Below are 14,427 nucleotides of genomic sequence, written 5' to 3' on the forward strand. Positions count from 1 at the left end.
AGTAAGATAGAAGGCTTCCGATACGCGTACAAGCCTATTGCTCATCCTGGTATGAACAGTGCTACCCATTTGGCCGCCCATGAAGGCTCGGCCCGGCGCCGGCAGGCGCTGGGCGAATTCGTGCGCACGGCGCGCGCCCGCATCACGCCGCAGATGGCCGGGCTGCCGGCCGGTTCGCGGCGCCGCACGCCGGGCCTGCGGCGCGAAGAAGTGGCGCAGCTCTCCGACATCAGCGTCACCTGGTACACCTGGATCGAGCAGGGCCGCGAAGTCACCGTATCGCCTGCGGTATGGGCGCGTATCGCCAATGTCCTGCACCTGGCGCGCGCCGAGCGCGCCTATCTGTTCGAGCTGGCCGAATGCGCCGACCCGCAGCAGCCGCGCGACGAGGGCGGCGATGCGCCCGCGTCGCTGCAGGCCTGTGTCGATGCCATCGACGCGCCAGCCTACGCACTGGACCGCGCCTGGAACCTGCTGGCCAGCAACGCCGCCATGCGCGAGCTGTTCGACGACTGGCCGCTGCGCGACGCGCAGCCCAACCTGCTGCGCTACATCTTCCTGGACCCGGCCGCGCGCGAGCTGGTGGTCGATTGGGACCAGCGCGCCCGCCGCGTGGTGGCCGAATTTCGCGCCGACGCGGGGGCCCACCTCGACGAGGCCGACGTGGTCGCGCTGCTCGACGAACTCAACCGCGCCAGCCCGGTCTTCGCGCATTGGTGGACGCGCCACGCCGTGGTCGAGCGCGAGGGCGGCCTGCGCGAGTTCCAGCACCCGCGCAGCGGGCGGCAGAACCTGCAGCAGATCACCTTCAGGCTGGCCACGCACCCGGAACTCAAGCTGGTGATGCTGTTGCCCTCGTAGGGCGTCGGCGCTATGCCTGGCGCGGCGGCGCGGGCAGGGCGGCCAGCAGGCCGTCGAGCAGCTTGCGCACCGGGGCGGGCAGCGCGGTGGCGGGCAGTTCGGCGGGGCTGACCCAGCGTTCCGGCGTGGCCGCCTGGCGCAGCGCCGCGCCGCGCACCGCGAGATACCAGGGCCGCACATGCAGCCGGTAGTGGGTGAACGTGTGGGCGAAGGCGGCCAGTTCGACCGGCGCCTCGGCCTGCAGGCCCAGCTCGCGGGCCGCCGCGCCCGGGTCGTGGGCGGGGTCGCATTCGGGCAGGCTCCACAGGCCGCCCCAGATGCCCGGCGCGGGGCGCAGATGCAGCAGGATGCCGTCGGGGCCGTGCAGCACCAGCATGGCCGTGCTGCGTTCGGGGATGGCCTTGCGCGCCTTGGGCGTGGGCAGTTCGGCCTGGCGTCCGTCGCGGCGCGCGATACAGGACTGCGCCACCGGACAGCGTTCGCAGGCCGGCTTGCCGCGCGTGCACAGCGTGGCGCCCAGGTCCATCAATCCCTGTGTATAGCCGGGCATGTCGAGATCCGGCGCGGCCTGCACCTGGGCCGCGGCCAGCGCCCATAGCTGCTGTTCCACCGCGCGGCGGGCAGGGTCGCCCTCGATGCCGAAGTGGCGCGTGAACACCCGCTTGACGTTGCCGTCCATGATGGGGCTGCGCTCGCCGTAGGCGAAGGCGGCGATGGCCGCGGCCGTGGAGCGGCCGATGCCGGGCAGGGTGGCGATCTCTTCGGCGCGCGGGGGAAAGCGGCCGCCGCAGCGCTGCATGATTTCCTGCGCGCAGCGGTGCAGGTTGCGGGCGCGCGCGTAGTAGCCCAGGCCGGCCCAGTAGGGCATGACATCTTCCTGGCGCGCCGCCGCCAGGGCGGCCACATCGGGAAAACGTTCCAGGAAGCGCTGGTAATACGGAATGACCGTCGCCACCTGCGTCTGCTGCAGCATGATTTCCGAGAGCCAGATGCGATAGGGGTCGCGGGTGTTCTGCCAGGGCAGATCGTGGCGGCCGTGGCGGGCCTGCCAGGCCGTGATGCGGGAGGCGAAGTCCATGGGCGCCATTATCGCATTGCCCTATTGCGGGGACGGGTCGGGCCGGGTACAAAGAAGGAAAAGAAGAAAGGCGTAGACGCGCCCGGATCTGTTGCCGTTGCCTCACAAGGGCTTGAGCGCGTGGCTGGTTCGGACACCCCTTACAAATGGAGTAGACATGAATGCCCCTCTGACGCCCGCGCAGCGCGCGGCGCTTGAGTCCGTACATCTGGACGACAAATACACCCTGACTGCCGGCCGCGCCTGGATGAGCGGCATCCATGCGCTGGTGCGCCTGCCCATGATGCAGCGCGTGCGCGACGAGCGCGCCGGGCTGAACACGGCCGGCTTCGTGTCCGGCTACCGGGGGTCGCCGCTGGGCGGGGTCGACCAGAACATGTGGAAGGCCGCCAAGTACCTGAAGCAGCATCACATCGAATTCCAGCCCGGCATCAACGAGGACCTGGCCGCCACCGCCGTGTGGGGCTCGCAGCAGGTCAACCTGTTCCCGGGCGCCAAGTACGACGGCGTGTTCGGCATGTGGTACGGCAAGGGGCCGGGCGTGGACCGCTGCGGCGACGTCTTCAAGCACGCCAATGCGGCCGGCACCTCGCGCCACGGCGGCGTGCTGGTGGTGGCCGGCGACGACCATCCGGCCAAGTCGTCGACGCTGCCGCACCAGAGCGACCACATTCTCAAGGCCTGCATGATCCCGGCGCTGTTTCCCGCCAGCGTGCAGGAAGTGCTGGACTACGGCCTGCATGGCTGGGCCATGAGCCGCTATGCCGGGGTGTGGGTCGGCATGAAATGCATCACCGACATCGTCGAGGTGTCCGCCTCGGTGGAGGTCGACCCCGAGCGCACGCGCATCGTGCTGCCCGAGGATTTCCAGCTGCCGCCCGACGGGCTGAACATCCGCCTGCCGGATACGCCGCTGCAGCAGGAGGCGCGGCTGCTGGACTACAAGCTGTACGCCGCGCTCGCCTACGCCCGCGCCAACCGGCTGAACCGCGAAATGTGGCAGGTGCCCAACGCGCAGGCGCGTTTCGGCATCATGACCTCGGGCAAGGCCTACCTGGACACGCGCCAGGCGCTGGCCGACCTGGGCCTGAGCGAGGAAATCTGCAAGCGCATCGGGCTACGGCTGTTCAAGGTGGGCATGGTGTGGCCGCTGGAGGCCACCGGCATGCAGCGGTTCGCCGAGGATCTCGACGAGATCCTGGTGGTCGAGGAAAAGCGCCAGGTGCTCGAATACCAGCTCAAGGAAGAGCTGTTCAGCTGGATCGGCACCGGCAAGAAGATCCCGCGCGTGGTCGGCAAGTTCGACGACAAGGACGGCGGCGAGTGGTCGGTGCCGCAGGGCAACTGGCTGCTGCCGGCGCACTACGAGTTCTCGCCCGCCATGGTGGCCAAGGCCATCGGCGCGCGCCTGCTGCGCTTCGAGCTGCCCGAGGACGTGCGCGCCGGCATCCAGGCGCGCCTGGATTTCATCGCCGAGCGCGAGCAGGCGCTGGCCCGGCCGCGCCTGGTGGTGGACCGCAAGCCGTGGTTCTGTTCGGGCTGTCCGCACAATACCTCGACCCGCGTGCCCGAGGGCTCGCGCGGCATGGCCGGCATCGGCTGCCACTACATGGTGACCTGGATGGGCCGCAACACCCAGGTGTTCACCCAGATGGGCGGCGAGGGCGTGCCGTGGGTGGGCCAGGCGCCGTTCACCGAGGAAAAGCATGTATTCGCCAACCTGGGCGACGGCACCTATTACCACTCGGGCCTGCTGGCGATCCGCGCCGCCGTGGCGGCCAAGGTGCCCATCACCTACAAGATCCTGTTCAACGACGCCGTCGCCATGACCGGCGGCCAGCCGGTCGACGGTCCGATCAGCGTGCCCATGATCACGCGCCAGATGGCCGCCGAAGGGATCGAGAAGATCGTCGTCGTCACCGACGAGCCGGAGAAATACCGCCACGTCACCGACCTGGCGCCGGGCGTGCCGGTCAAGCACCGCGACGAGCTGGACGCGGTCATGAAGGAGCTGCGCGCCTATCCCGACGTGTCGGTGCTGGTCTACGACCAGACCTGCGCCACCGAGAAGCGCCGCCGCCGCAAGCGCAACGCCTATCCGGACCCGGCCTTGCGCGTGGTGATCAACGAACGCGTCTGCGAAGGCTGCGGCGATTGTTCCGAGAAGTCGCATTGCCTGTCGGTCGAACCGCTGGAAACCGAGTTCGGACGCAAGCGCACCATCAACCAGTCCAGCTGCAACAAGGATTATTCCTGCCTGAAGGGCTTCTGCCCCAGCTTCGTCACGGTCGAGGGCGGACGCCTGCGCAAGCCGCGCGCGCTGGCGCAGCAGGACGCCATCGACCAGGGCCTGCCGGCGCCGCGCGCCGACGCGCTGGCCGGCCACTACGGCGTGTTCATCGCCGGCGTGGGCGGCACCGGCGTGGTCACCATCGGCCAGTTGCTGGGCATGGCCGCGCACCTGGAAGGCAAGGGCTGTTCGGTGCTGGACATGGCGGGCCTGGCCCAGAAAGGGGGCGCCGTGTACTCGCACGTCGTGCTGGCCCCCACGCCGGGCGAACTGCTCAATACGCGAGTGGCCATGGGCGAGGCCGACCTGGTGCTGGCCGGCGACCTGGTCGTGGGCACCAGCCCCGAGGCCATCGCCCGCATGCGCCCGGGCCGCACGCATACGCTGCTCAACAGCGACGTCGCGCCCACGGCCGCCTTCGTCCACGATCCCGACTGGACCCTGCCCGGCTCCAACCTGCAGGCCGACCTGGCCAAGGCGTGCGGGGCGGACAACGTGGCCACCATCGACGCGGCCGAGCTGGCGGTCGGCCTGCTGGGCGACGCGATCTACGCCAATCCGCTGATGATGGGCTATGCCTACCAGAAGGGCTGGCTGCCGCTGGGCGAGGCCGCGATGCAGCGCGCCATCGAACTCAACGGCCAGCAGGTCGAGAACAACCTGGCCGCGTTCGCCTGGGGGCGGCGCGCCGCCCACGACCTGGCGCAGGTGCAGGCGCTGATCGGCAAGGGCCAGCCGGCGGCGGGCGACGAAGGCATCGTCGAAGTCAAGCGCGGGCAGGGCGCCGTGGTGGACTTCAAGCGTCCGGCCGGCGAGCTGGGCGCGCTGGCGCGGATCCGCCGCGCGTTCCTGGCGCAGTATCAGAACGAAGCCTATGCGCGGCGCTACCAGGATCTGGTCGACCAGGTGGCCGCGGCCGAGCAGGCCGCCACCGGCACCACGCGGCTGGCCGAGGCGGTGGCGCGCTATTACTTCAAGCTGATGGCCTACAAGGACGAGTACGAAGTGGCGCGCCTGTACTCGGACGGCGAGTTCCTCAAGCGCATCGACGCGCAGTTCGAAGGCGACTGGAAACTGAACTTCCACCTCGCGCCGCCGTTGTTTTCCAAGCGCGACAGCGAAGGGCACCTGGTCAAGCGCCGCTATGGGCCGGCCACGCTGCGCCTGTTCGGCGCGCTGGCGCGCCTGCGCTTTCTGCGCGGCACGGCCTTCGATGTGTTCGGGTACACGGCCGAGCGGCGCGCCGAGCGCGCGCTGATCGAGCAATACCGCGAGCAGCTGGGCGCGATCCTGCCCAAGCTGAACCGCGGCAACCTGGAGCACGCCGTCGCGCTGGCCAGCCTGCCCGAGGAGATCCGCGGCTATGGCCACATCAAGGAGGCCGCCATGGCGCGCGCCGATGTCCGCCGCGCCGAACTGATGCGCGAATTCAGCGCCTCGGTGGTGCCGATCGGCGGCGGGGTGCGCGCCGCCTGACCGTGGCCAGCGCGGAGCCGGGTGCCTGTCCCCGCCGGGACAGGCACCCCGTCATGCGCCATGAACGGCGGGGACAGGCACCCAGGGGAACTACGCGCCCACCGGATCGCGGCGACTGGGCGTGTCGAAGCGCTCGACGCGCATGCCGCCGGGGCGCGCGAAGCGCTCCACGCGCGGGGCGGCGCGGGTTTCGGCCTGGACCGTCTGGGCGGCCGCGGCTTCGCGCTGTGCGATCAGCGCCTCGGCCTTCTGGTGGTGCGGCGCCATCTTGCGCACCATGACGCGGCCGTCGCGCGGGAAGTAATTGATGCGCCGGGCGTGGACGTCGCCCAGGTCCTGGGCGCGCACCGGGATGCCTTCGGTCTTGAGGTAATTCAGCACGAACTGGCCGTTGCGCTCGCCGATATTCATCAGCTGCATGGCGCTGAGCACCGCGCCGCCGCCGAACACCTTGGCTTCGAGGCGCTCGCGGACCGCGCCGGCCTTGAGCAGTTCGTTGATCAGCACTTCCATGGCGAAGGCGCCATAGCGCATGGTGGCCGAGGCCGGCGAATGGATGTCGCCTTCGGGCAGCATGAAGTGGTTCATGCCGCCTACCCCGATCACCGGGTCGTGGATGCAGGCCGCCACGCAGGAACCCAGCACGGTCGACAGCATGACGTCCTCGCCGTTCGTGACGTAATACTCGTTCGGCAGGATCTTGACGGCCGGACTGTTGAAGGCGCTATCGAAATAGCGGCGCGTGGCGCGGGCATCAAGTCGGGCAGGCATGGCAGGGCAGGGGCTCGGCCGGCGGGCACGAAGCCGGGCGCGCCGAAGTTTTATTCAAATTGTGATTATTCCTTGCAAAAAATCGACATACAAGTGAATTTTTGCGTTCGCGCGGACAGGGGGTGTGTCCCTTTTTCGGCGCGAGCCCGGTTTCCCGGGCAAGTCTGGACTTTACCCGGGAATGCGCGCCTGCTTTCGGCGGAACAAGGGGCTTAAAAGCGCGTACTGCGGGTCACTGACCAGCGCGCCGACAGCGCGCCCAGCACGCCGGCGGCGATGACGGCCACGGCCAGCACCGGCAGGCCGGGCAGGTGCAGGGCGAATTCGGCCCCATAGCTGCGCGCCAGCCCCAGCAGCGCATCGTTGAGCGGGGTCAGCGCCATGGCCGCCGCGCCGATGGCGATCAGGGCCGATACGGCGCCGGTCAGGGCGCCCTGGTACAGGAACGGGCGGCGCACGAAGGACTCGGTCGCTCCCACCAGGCGCGCCACGGCGATTTCCTCGCGCTGGGTCATGGCCTGCATGCGCACGGTATTGAACACGGTGGCCAGCACCACCACCGCCACGCAGGCCGCCAGGAACGCCAGCCCGATGCGGGCAAAGCGCAGCAGCGCTTCCAGCCGCTGCACCCAGGCGCTGTCCAGTTGCACCTGGTCCACGCCGTCCCATTTGCCCCAGTCCTGCGCCAGCGCGCCGGCGCGCCCGGCCAGGTTCTCGCCGTCGGCCAGCGTCACCACCACCGCGTCGGGCAGCGGATTGCCGGGCAGCACGGCCAGGGCCTGCTCCCAGGCGGGGTTGTCGCGCAGCGCCGCCAGCGCCTGGTCGCGCGGCACCACCCGCACCGCGGCGATCTGGCTGGCGTAGTCGCGGCCGATGCGCCCGGCCACCGCGCCGGCCGCCGTGGCGGGGGCCTGGGTCTGCATGAACACGGTCAGCTCGGGGGTGACCGATACCTGGCGCGCCAGGGGCTGGACCGAAACCAGGATGGCGCTGCCCAGCAGCGGCAGGGCCAGCGCCAGCGCCATGACCAGCAGGTTGGCCAGCGACGAGAACGGCTGGGCCGCCAGCCGGCGCAGGGTGATCGCCAGCGCGTAGCGGTGTTGTCGCAACCAGGCCTTCATGCTTGGCCTCCGTGCGTGTCGTGGAAGCGCCCGTGCTCGATGCTGAGCGTGCGCGTGGCGTAGCGGGCCATCAGGTCCTGGTCGTGCGAGGCGATCAGCGTGGTCACGCCGACGCGGTTGAAGTCGCGGAACACATTCATGATGCGCTGCGCGTTGTCATGGTCGAGGTTGGCGGTCGGCTCGTCGGCGATCAGGATGGCCGGCCGGTTGACGATGGCGCGGGCGATCGCCAGGCGCTGCTGTTCGCCGCCCGACAGTTCGATGGGATTGAGGTCTTCCTTGCCGGCCAGGCCGACCTTGTCCAGGGCGGCGCGGGCGCGCGCGGCGGCCGAGTCCGGGGCCTGGCCGGTCACCGCCAGGGGCAGCATGACGTTCTGGAAGGCGCTGCGGTCGTACAGCAGGTGCGTGTCCTGCAGGATCACCCCCACGGCGCGCCGCAGATACGGCCGGGCCCGGCTGGGCAGTCTGTCCAGCCGCTGGTTGTTGACCTGGATGGATCCGCGGCTTGGCGGCTCCAGGCCGCCGATCAGCTTGAGCAATGTCGACTTGCCGGCGCCCGACGGCCCGGACACGAAGACGAACTCTCCAGCGCTGATGCGAAAGTTGATGTCGGCCAGGATATTTCGGCCGCGCCCGTAAGATTTGAAGACGTGCTGGAATTCAATCATGGCGAGGTATAGGAAGAAGTCGCAATAGTAACCCCGCGCGCGCGCCCGGCGATGACAATTCGCGACAGGCGGCCGGCATGCCGGCGCGCCGGCGCCCGTGCCGTTCTGCAAGATAGCCGCCGCAAATGGCGCGCCGCCGCATGACGCGTACCCTGGCGCGTGGGACGCGCATCTCAAACAGATGTCCCCGTTTTCGTGAATTACCCTAAAAGGGATTTCCCCCATGTCCCCAAATTAATCCGAACGCTACCATCCGCCCAAGCGCGTTGGTCTACGAGGCCTCGCGTATTCGATGTTGTCCTAACAGGAGATCAACACATGAAGATGCTCAAGCTGGCCGCTGCCGGCGCTGCCCTGTTTGCCGCGGGGTCGGTCGCGCACGCGGGCGCCACGTTCGACAACGTGAAGAAGAAGGGCTTTGTGCAATGCGGCGTATCGACCGGGATCCCGGGTTTCTCGATCGCCGACAGCAAGGGTGAATGGAAGGGGCTGGACGTGGACATGTGCCGCGCCATCGCCGCCACCATGTTCGGCGATGCGTCGAAGTTCAAGGTCACGCCGCTCAATACGCAACAACGCTTCACCGCGCTGCAGTCCGGCGAGGTCGACGTGCTGACCCGCAACACCACCGTCACGCTGACGCGCGACACGACGCTGGGCCTGATCGGGGTGGGCGTCAACTACTATGACAGCCAGGGCGTCATGGTGTCCAAGGAGCTGGGCGTCAAGAGCGCCAAAGAGCTCAACGGCGCCACCGTCTGCGTGCAGCCGGGCACGACCACCGAGCTCAACCTGGCCGACTGGTTCCGCGGCAACAAGATCGAGTTCAAGCCTGTCGTGATCGACAAGTACGACGAGATCGTGCGCGCCTTCTCGGCGGGCCGTTGCGATGCCTTCACGACCGACAAGTCGCAGCTGGCCTCGACGCGCACCACGCTCGAAAAGCCCGATAACTACGTCATCCTGCCGGAGGACTTCTCGAAAGAGCCGCTCGGGCCGATGGTGCGCCAGGGCGACGAGCAGTGGTTCAACGTCGTGCGCTGGTCGCTCAACGCCATGCTGGAGGCCGAGGAATACGGAATCACGTCCAAGAACGTCGACGAAATGGCCAAGAGTTCCAACCCCAACATCCAGCGCATTCTCGGCGTGACGCCGGGCATGGGCAAGAACCTGGGCGTGGACGACAAGTGGGCCTTCAACATCATCAAGCAGGTCGGCAACTATGGCGAGAGCTTCGAGGCCACGCTCGGCAAGAGCAGCGCCATGAAGCTGGAGCGTGGACTGAATGCCTCGTACAAGCAGGGTGGCCTGATGTACGGCTGGCCGGTGCGCTGATCCGCTCCTGAAGCGGGCAAGGGCGGCCATGCGGCAGCCCTTGCCCGGTCCGTGCGAGCGGGCGCAAAGCAGGCCGGCGCGTCCGCGCCGGCCGAACGTCCGACTCTGTAGATTGATTTATGACGACTACCAATCGAAACGCCCCGATTCCGGCACCGCGACGTCGTCTCAACTGGAATGATCCCGGCCTGCGCGCCGTGGTCTACCAGTTCGTCGCGCTGGTCGTGGTTGCGCTGGTGGCGTGGTTTCTGGTTTCCAATACGCTGCACAACCTGTCGGTGCGCAATATCGCCACGGGTTTCGGATTCCTCGACCGCGAGGCCGGTTTCGCGATAGGCGAAACGCCCATCGCCTATTCCCCTTCGGACACGTATGGCCGCGCAATCCTGGTCGGCGTGCTCAACACACTGCGCGTCGCCGTCATCGGCATCGTGCTCGCCACCCTGCTGGGAACCCTCATCGGCATCGGCCGGTTGTCCAAGAACTGGCTGGTCGCGCGCCTGACCTCGATCTATGTCGAAGTCATGCGCAACGTGCCGCTGCTGCTGCAGCTGTTCTTCTGGTACGCGCTGATCACCGAGAACATGCCGGGGCCGCGCCAGGCGCACAACCCCTTGCCGGGCGTGTTCATCTCCAATCGCGGCGTGCGCGTTCCCAGCCTGGAAGGCAACGCGCTGGACTGGATGCTGGGCGGGCTGGCGCTGGCCATCGTGGCCATCATCGTGCTGGGCCACTGGGGCCGCAAGCGCCAGGAAACCACCGGCCGGATATTCCCGCTGGGCCGCGCCGCCATCGCCCTGCTGATCGGGCTGCCCATCGTGGGCTGGCTGGCCAGCGGCGCCTCGCTGGCGCTGGACATGCCGGCGCTCAAGGGCTTCAACTTCCAGGGCGGCCTGAACATGTCGCCCGAGTTCGCGGCCCTGCTGGCCGGGCTGGTGATCTACACCTCGGCTTTCGTCGCCGAAGTGGTGCGCTCGGGCATCCAGGCGGTCAACCAGGGGCAATGGGAAGCCGCCGGCTCGCTGGGGCTGCGCCGCGCCCAGGTGCTGCGCCTGGTGGTGCTGCCGCAGGCGCTGCGCGTCATCATCCCGCCGATGACCAGCCAGTACCTCAACCTGACCAAGAACAGTTCGCTGGCCGTGGCCATCGGCTACCCGGACATCGTCTCGGTGGTCAACACCACGCTCAACCAGACCGGCCAGGCCATCGAGGGCATCCTGATCATCATGGGGGCCTACCTCACGGTCAGCCTGACGATCTCGATATTCATGAACTGGTACAACAAGCGCATCGCGCTGGTGGAGCGTTGACATGAGCAGTGCTACGCATACCCCCGGCGAGGCGCTGCCTCCCCCGTCCGGCCATGTCGGCGTCTGGCATTGGCTGCGTACCCGCCTGTTCTCCTCGCCGCTGAGCATCCTGGCCACCGTGCTGCTGGCATGGCTGGTGCTGATGGCCGTGCCTGCGCTGGTCGAATGGGCGCTGATCGGCGCCAATTTCACCGCCACCTCGGCGCAGGAGTGCCGCCAGTCGGAGGGAGCCTGCTGGGCCTTCATCGTCGAGAAGCATCGGCTGATCCTGTTCGGCACCTATCCGTACGACGAGCAGTGGCGGCCGCTGCTGGCCACCATCATCCTGATCGCCGTGATCGTGTGCAGCGGCATGCGCCGCTTCTGGAAGCCCAGCCTGGCGCTGGTCTGGATCGTGGGCCTGAGCGCGGTCGCGGTGCTGATGTGGGGCGGCGTGCTGGGCCTGACCTACGTCGAGAACGCGCGCTGGGGCGGCCTGCCGCTGACCCTGATCCTGGCCACCTTCGGCATCGCCCTGGCGTTTCCGTTCGGCGTGCTGCTGGCCCTGGGCCGGCGCTCGCGCATGCCGGCCATCAAGGCGCTGTGCGTCGTGTACATCGAGCTGATCCGCGGCGTGCCGCTGATCAGCCTGCTGTTCATGTCGTCGGTGATGCTGCCGCTGTTCCTGCCCGAGGGTTTTTCCATCGACAAGCTGCTGCGGGCGCAGATCGCCATCATCATGTTCGCGGCGGCCTATATCGCCGAGACCGTGCGCGGCGGCCTGCAGGCCATTCCCAAGGGGCAGTACGAAGGGGCGGACTCGCTGGGGCTGACCTACTGGCAGCAGATGCGCAAGGTAATCCTGCCGCAGGCGCTGAAGATCGTCATCCCGCCGCTGGTCAGCATCTTCATTGCGTTGTTCAAGGATACGTCGCTGGTCGTGATCATCGGCATCTTCGACCTGACGCTGGCCGCCAAGGCCGCGCTGTCGGACGCCGCGTGGCGCGGCTTCGGGGTCGAGGCCTATGTGTTCATCGCCCTGATCTACTTCGTGTTCTGCTTCTCGATGTCCAAGTACAGCCAGGCGCTGGAGCACCGCCTGGCGACCGGCCATCAACGCTAGCAACTTGCCGGCGCCCCGACGCACGGGCGCCGGCGCCATTGAGGGAGTACATCCGTGACGGATGCCATCATTCGCATGCAGGACGTGAACAAGTGGTACGGCCAGTTCCACGTGCTGCGCAATATCAACCTGGACGTCGCGCCAGGCGAACGCATCGTGGTATGCGGCCCGTCGGGTTCGGGCAAGTCCACCATGATCCGCTGCATCAACCGGCTGGAGGAACACCAGCAAGGGCACATCATCGTCGACGGCACCGAGCTGACCAACGATCTCAAGCACATCGAGGCGATCCGCCGCGATGTCGGCATGGTGTTCCAGCACTTCAACCTGTTCCCGCACCTGACCGTGCTGGAGAACCTGACGCTGGGCCCGACCTGGGTGCTGAAGAAGTCGCGCGCCGAGGCCGAGGCCACCGCCATGAAGTACCTGGAGCGGGTGCGCATCCCGGAGCAGGCCACCAAGTATCCGGGGCAGCTGTCCGGCGGCCAGCAGCAGCGGGTGGCCATCGCGCGCTCGCTGTGCATGAACCCCAAGATCATGCTGTTCGACGAGCCCACCTCGGCGCTGGACCCGGAGATGGTCAAGGAAGTGCTGGACGTGATGGTGCGGCTGGCCCAGGAAAGCGGCATGACCATGCTGTGCGTCACGCACGAGATGGGTTTTGCCCGCAAGGTGGCCAACCGCGTGATCTTCATGGACCGTGGCGAGATCATCGAGCAGAACACGCCCGACGAGTTCTTCGACAATCCGCAGAACGAGCGCACCAAGCTGTTCCTGAGCCAGATCCTGCACTGAGGCGGTGGGCCGGGGCGGCGGGAAACGGCGCTGGCGCCGGGCTTTCCGGCGGATCGCCCGGCGGGACACTGGAGTATGCTACGGGCCGCACAGACGCCAAAAAGCACAGGAGACCCGCTTATGTCCCGCTCCCATTCCTTCGTTTCCGCCACGCGGCGCGCCCTGCTGGGCGGGGCCCTGGCCGTGGCGGCAGGCCTGTCGTGGACGGCCCCGGCCGTTGCGCAGGGCGACGCTTTCCCCGCCAAGCCGCTGCGCTTCGTGGTGCCTTACCCGCCCGGCGGCCCGCTCGATTCCATGGCCCGCCTGCTGGCCGAGAAGGTGCGCGAATCGCTGGGCCAGCCCATCATCGTCGAAAACCGCTCGGGCGCGGGCGGCAACATCGGCGCCGACCTGGTGGCCAAGGCCGCGCCGGACGGCTACACCCTGGTGATGGGCGCGGTCGCCACGCATGCCATCAACCCGTGGCTGTTCGCCAACCTGCCCTATGATCCGGTCAAGGACTTCGCCCCGGTCACCATCGTGGCGTCGGTGCCCAACGTGCTGGTCATGAACCTCGAGTTCGCCGAGAAGAACAACATCCAGAACCTGGGCGACCTGCTGGCCTATGCCAAAAAGAACCCCGGCCGCCTGAACTACGGCTCGGGCGGCAACGGCAGCGCCGGCCACTTGTCGGGCGAGCTGCTCAAGGCGCGCGCCGGCATCGCCGCCGAGCACATTCCCTACCAGGGCGCCGCGCCGGCCCAGCTGGCCCTGCTGTCGGGCCAGTCGGACTTCATGTTCGACAACCTGGCCGCCGCCGCGCCCCTGATCAAGGACGGCAAGGTCAAGGCGCTGGCCGTGACCACCGCCAAGCGCTCCTCGCTGCTGGCCGACGTGCCCACCGTGGAAGAAGCCGGCGTCAAGGGCTTCGACCTGGGAACCTGGTTCGGCGTGTTCACCACCGGCGGCACGCCCGCGGACGTGGTGGCCAAGCTGAACAAGGCCTATGCCGACGCGATGCGTCTGCCCGACGTGCGCCAGCGCCTGCTGACCATGGGGTCGGAGGCCGAGCCGATGACGGCCGACGCCTTCGCCGCATTCGTGAAGCAGGAAATGGCCAAGTACCAGGAAATCGTCAAGATCTCGGGCGCCAGCCTGAACTGATGCCGGAAGGCCGGCCGGGCGCCCGCGGGCCCCGGCCGTCGTACCCAATGTTGTATTCCTGGATCAAGATCGTGCACGTGGCGGCGATGGCCGCCTGGACGCTGGGGCTGCTGGTGCTCAGCTCGGTGACCGCGTTTCCGGCCCGCCAGGGCCAGGGACCCGGCCGTTTCGCGCAGCGCCTGGCGCGCTGCAACCGGTGGCTGATCTCGCCCGCCATGCTGCTGGGGGTGGGTTGCGGCCTTTATCTGGCTTCGATGGCCGGGTGGTTCGGACAACCCTGGCTGGACGTCAAGCTGGCCCTGGTGGGCCTGCTGGTCGTGTTGCATGGCGCGCAAAGCCTGGTGCTGCGCCGCCAGCTGGCCAGCCCCGCGGCCGGCGCGCCGGCGTGGCTGGCCGCGGGCGGCGCGGCGGTGTTCTTCGCCAGCGCCGCGATCGTGCTGCTGGCCGTGGTCAAGCCGTCTTTGTGACGCGCCGGCG

The 14,427-nt window shown here is 68.2% G+C and carries 12 protein-coding genes; 8 read left to right on the forward strand and 4 right to left on the reverse strand.

Annotated elements, in window-relative coordinates; translation table 11 throughout:
- Positions 1–51: 51 nt before the first annotated feature.
- A complete protein-coding gene (locus tag EL288_RS02695; RefSeq protein ID WP_033459009.1) occupies positions 52–861 on the forward strand; it encodes a helix-turn-helix transcriptional regulator in 810 nt (269 codons plus the stop codon).
- Positions 862–871: 10 nt separating this feature from the next.
- Here the strand turns inward: EL288_RS02695 and mutY are convergent, their stop codons facing one another.
- Entirely contained in the window at positions 872–1,948 is a 1,077-nt protein-coding gene (mutY, locus tag EL288_RS02700; protein WP_010927127.1) for an A/G-specific adenine glycosylase, read from the reverse strand.
- Positions 1,949–2,096: 148 nt separating this feature from the next.
- Between mutY and EL288_RS02705 the strand changes: the two genes are divergently transcribed.
- On the forward strand, positions 2,097–5,705 hold the full coding sequence (locus EL288_RS02705; RefSeq protein WP_003815079.1) for an indolepyruvate ferredoxin oxidoreductase family protein: 3,609 nt from the start codon (positions 2,097–2,099) through the stop codon (positions 5,703–5,705).
- 90 nt (positions 5,706–5,795) lie between these two features.
- Here EL288_RS02705 and cheD read toward each other — a convergent pair whose 3' ends face one another.
- From cheD to EL288_RS02720, 3 genes are all read right to left on the reverse strand, one after another.
- Positions 5,796–6,476 carry a chemoreceptor glutamine deamidase CheD gene (gene cheD, locus EL288_RS02710; RefSeq protein WP_003817642.1) on the reverse strand — a complete coding sequence of 227 codons (681 nt, stop codon included), beginning with the start codon at positions 6,474–6,476 and terminating at the stop codon, positions 5,796–5,798.
- Between the two features lie 212 nt (positions 6,477–6,688).
- Positions 6,689–7,597 carry a cell division protein FtsX gene (locus EL288_RS02715; protein ID WP_033452690.1) on the reverse strand — a complete coding sequence of 303 codons (909 nt, stop codon included), beginning with the start codon at positions 7,595–7,597 and terminating at the stop codon, positions 6,689–6,691.
- The gene (locus tag EL288_RS02720; RefSeq protein WP_003815073.1) at positions 7,594–8,265 is read right to left on the reverse strand and encodes a cell division ATP-binding protein FtsE; all 672 of its coding nucleotides are present in this window, start codon (positions 8,263–8,265) and stop codon (positions 7,594–7,596) included. Before EL288_RS02720 ends, EL288_RS02715 begins: the two co-directional genes overlap by 4 nt.
- A gap of 318 nt (positions 8,266–8,583) precedes the next feature.
- On the opposite strand from EL288_RS02720, the gene EL288_RS02725 reads away from it, so the two are divergent.
- The 6 genes from EL288_RS02725 (at position 8,584) to EL288_RS02750 (ending at position 14,417) form a co-directional block, all read left to right on the forward strand.
- Complete coding sequence (locus tag EL288_RS02725; RefSeq protein ID WP_003815070.1) at positions 8,584–9,600, forward strand: amino acid ABC transporter substrate-binding protein; 1,017 nt, start codon at positions 8,584–8,586, stop codon at positions 9,598–9,600.
- 119 nt (positions 9,601–9,719) lie between these two features.
- A complete protein-coding gene (locus EL288_RS02730; RefSeq protein ID WP_033451376.1) occupies positions 9,720–10,910 on the forward strand; it encodes an amino acid ABC transporter permease in 1,191 nt (396 codons plus the stop codon).
- Position 10,911: 1 nt separating this feature from the next.
- Positions 10,912–12,012, forward strand: a complete 1,101-nt coding sequence (locus EL288_RS02735; protein ID WP_003815066.1) for an amino acid ABC transporter permease — start codon at positions 10,912–10,914, stop codon at positions 12,010–12,012.
- Positions 12,013–12,066: 54 nt separating this feature from the next.
- Positions 12,067–12,807: an amino acid ABC transporter ATP-binding protein gene (locus EL288_RS02740; RefSeq protein ID WP_003815064.1), complete on the forward strand. Its 741-nt coding sequence runs from the start codon at positions 12,067–12,069 to the stop codon at positions 12,805–12,807.
- A gap of 120 nt (positions 12,808–12,927) precedes the next feature.
- Positions 12,928–13,950, forward strand: a complete 1,023-nt coding sequence (locus EL288_RS02745) for a Bug family tripartite tricarboxylate transporter substrate binding protein (RefSeq protein ID WP_003815063.1) — start codon at positions 12,928–12,930, stop codon at positions 13,948–13,950.
- Positions 13,950–14,417 carry a CopD family protein gene (locus tag EL288_RS02750; RefSeq protein WP_003815061.1) on the forward strand — a complete coding sequence of 156 codons (468 nt, stop codon included), beginning with the start codon at positions 13,950–13,952 and terminating at the stop codon, positions 14,415–14,417. The genes EL288_RS02745 and EL288_RS02750 overlap by 1 nt, the downstream gene beginning before the upstream one ends.
- The last annotated feature ends 10 nt before the right edge of the window (positions 14,418–14,427 follow it).

The organism is Bordetella bronchiseptica (assembly GCF_900636925.1).
Taxonomy (GTDB): domain Bacteria; phylum Pseudomonadota; class Gammaproteobacteria; order Burkholderiales; family Burkholderiaceae_B; genus Bordetella; species Bordetella pertussis.

Bases quoted from the DNA above. Each gene is read 5' to 3' on its own strand.
- EL288_RS02695 (WP_033459009.1), top strand. From the start codon at position 52: ATGAACAGTGCTACCCATTTGGCCGCCCATGAAGGCTCGGCCCGGCGC.
- mutY (WP_010927127.1), bottom strand. From the start codon at position 1,948: ATGGCGCCCATGGACTTCGCCTCCCGCATCACGGCCTGGCAGGCCCGC.
- EL288_RS02705 (WP_003815079.1), top strand. From the start codon at position 2,097: ATGAATGCCCCTCTGACGCCCGCGCAGCGCGCGGCGCTTGAGTCCGTA.
- cheD (WP_003817642.1), bottom strand. From the start codon at position 6,476: ATGCCTGCCCGACTTGATGCCCGCGCCACGCGCCGCTATTTCGATAGC.
- EL288_RS02715 (WP_033452690.1), bottom strand. From the start codon at position 7,597: ATGAAGGCCTGGTTGCGACAACACCGCTACGCGCTGGCGATCACCCTG.
- EL288_RS02720 (WP_003815073.1), bottom strand. From the start codon at position 8,265: ATGATTGAATTCCAGCACGTCTTCAAATCTTACGGGCGCGGCCGAAAT.
- EL288_RS02725 (WP_003815070.1), top strand. From the start codon at position 8,584: ATGAAGATGCTCAAGCTGGCCGCTGCCGGCGCTGCCCTGTTTGCCGCG.
- EL288_RS02730 (WP_033451376.1), top strand. From the start codon at position 9,720: ATGACGACTACCAATCGAAACGCCCCGATTCCGGCACCGCGACGTCGT.
- EL288_RS02735 (WP_003815066.1), top strand. From the start codon at position 10,912: ATGAGCAGTGCTACGCATACCCCCGGCGAGGCGCTGCCTCCCCCGTCC.
- EL288_RS02745 (WP_003815063.1), top strand. From the start codon at position 12,928: ATGTCCCGCTCCCATTCCTTCGTTTCCGCCACGCGGCGCGCCCTGCTG.
- EL288_RS02750 (WP_003815061.1), top strand. From the start codon at position 13,950: ATGCCGGAAGGCCGGCCGGGCGCCCGCGGGCCCCGGCCGTCGTACCCA.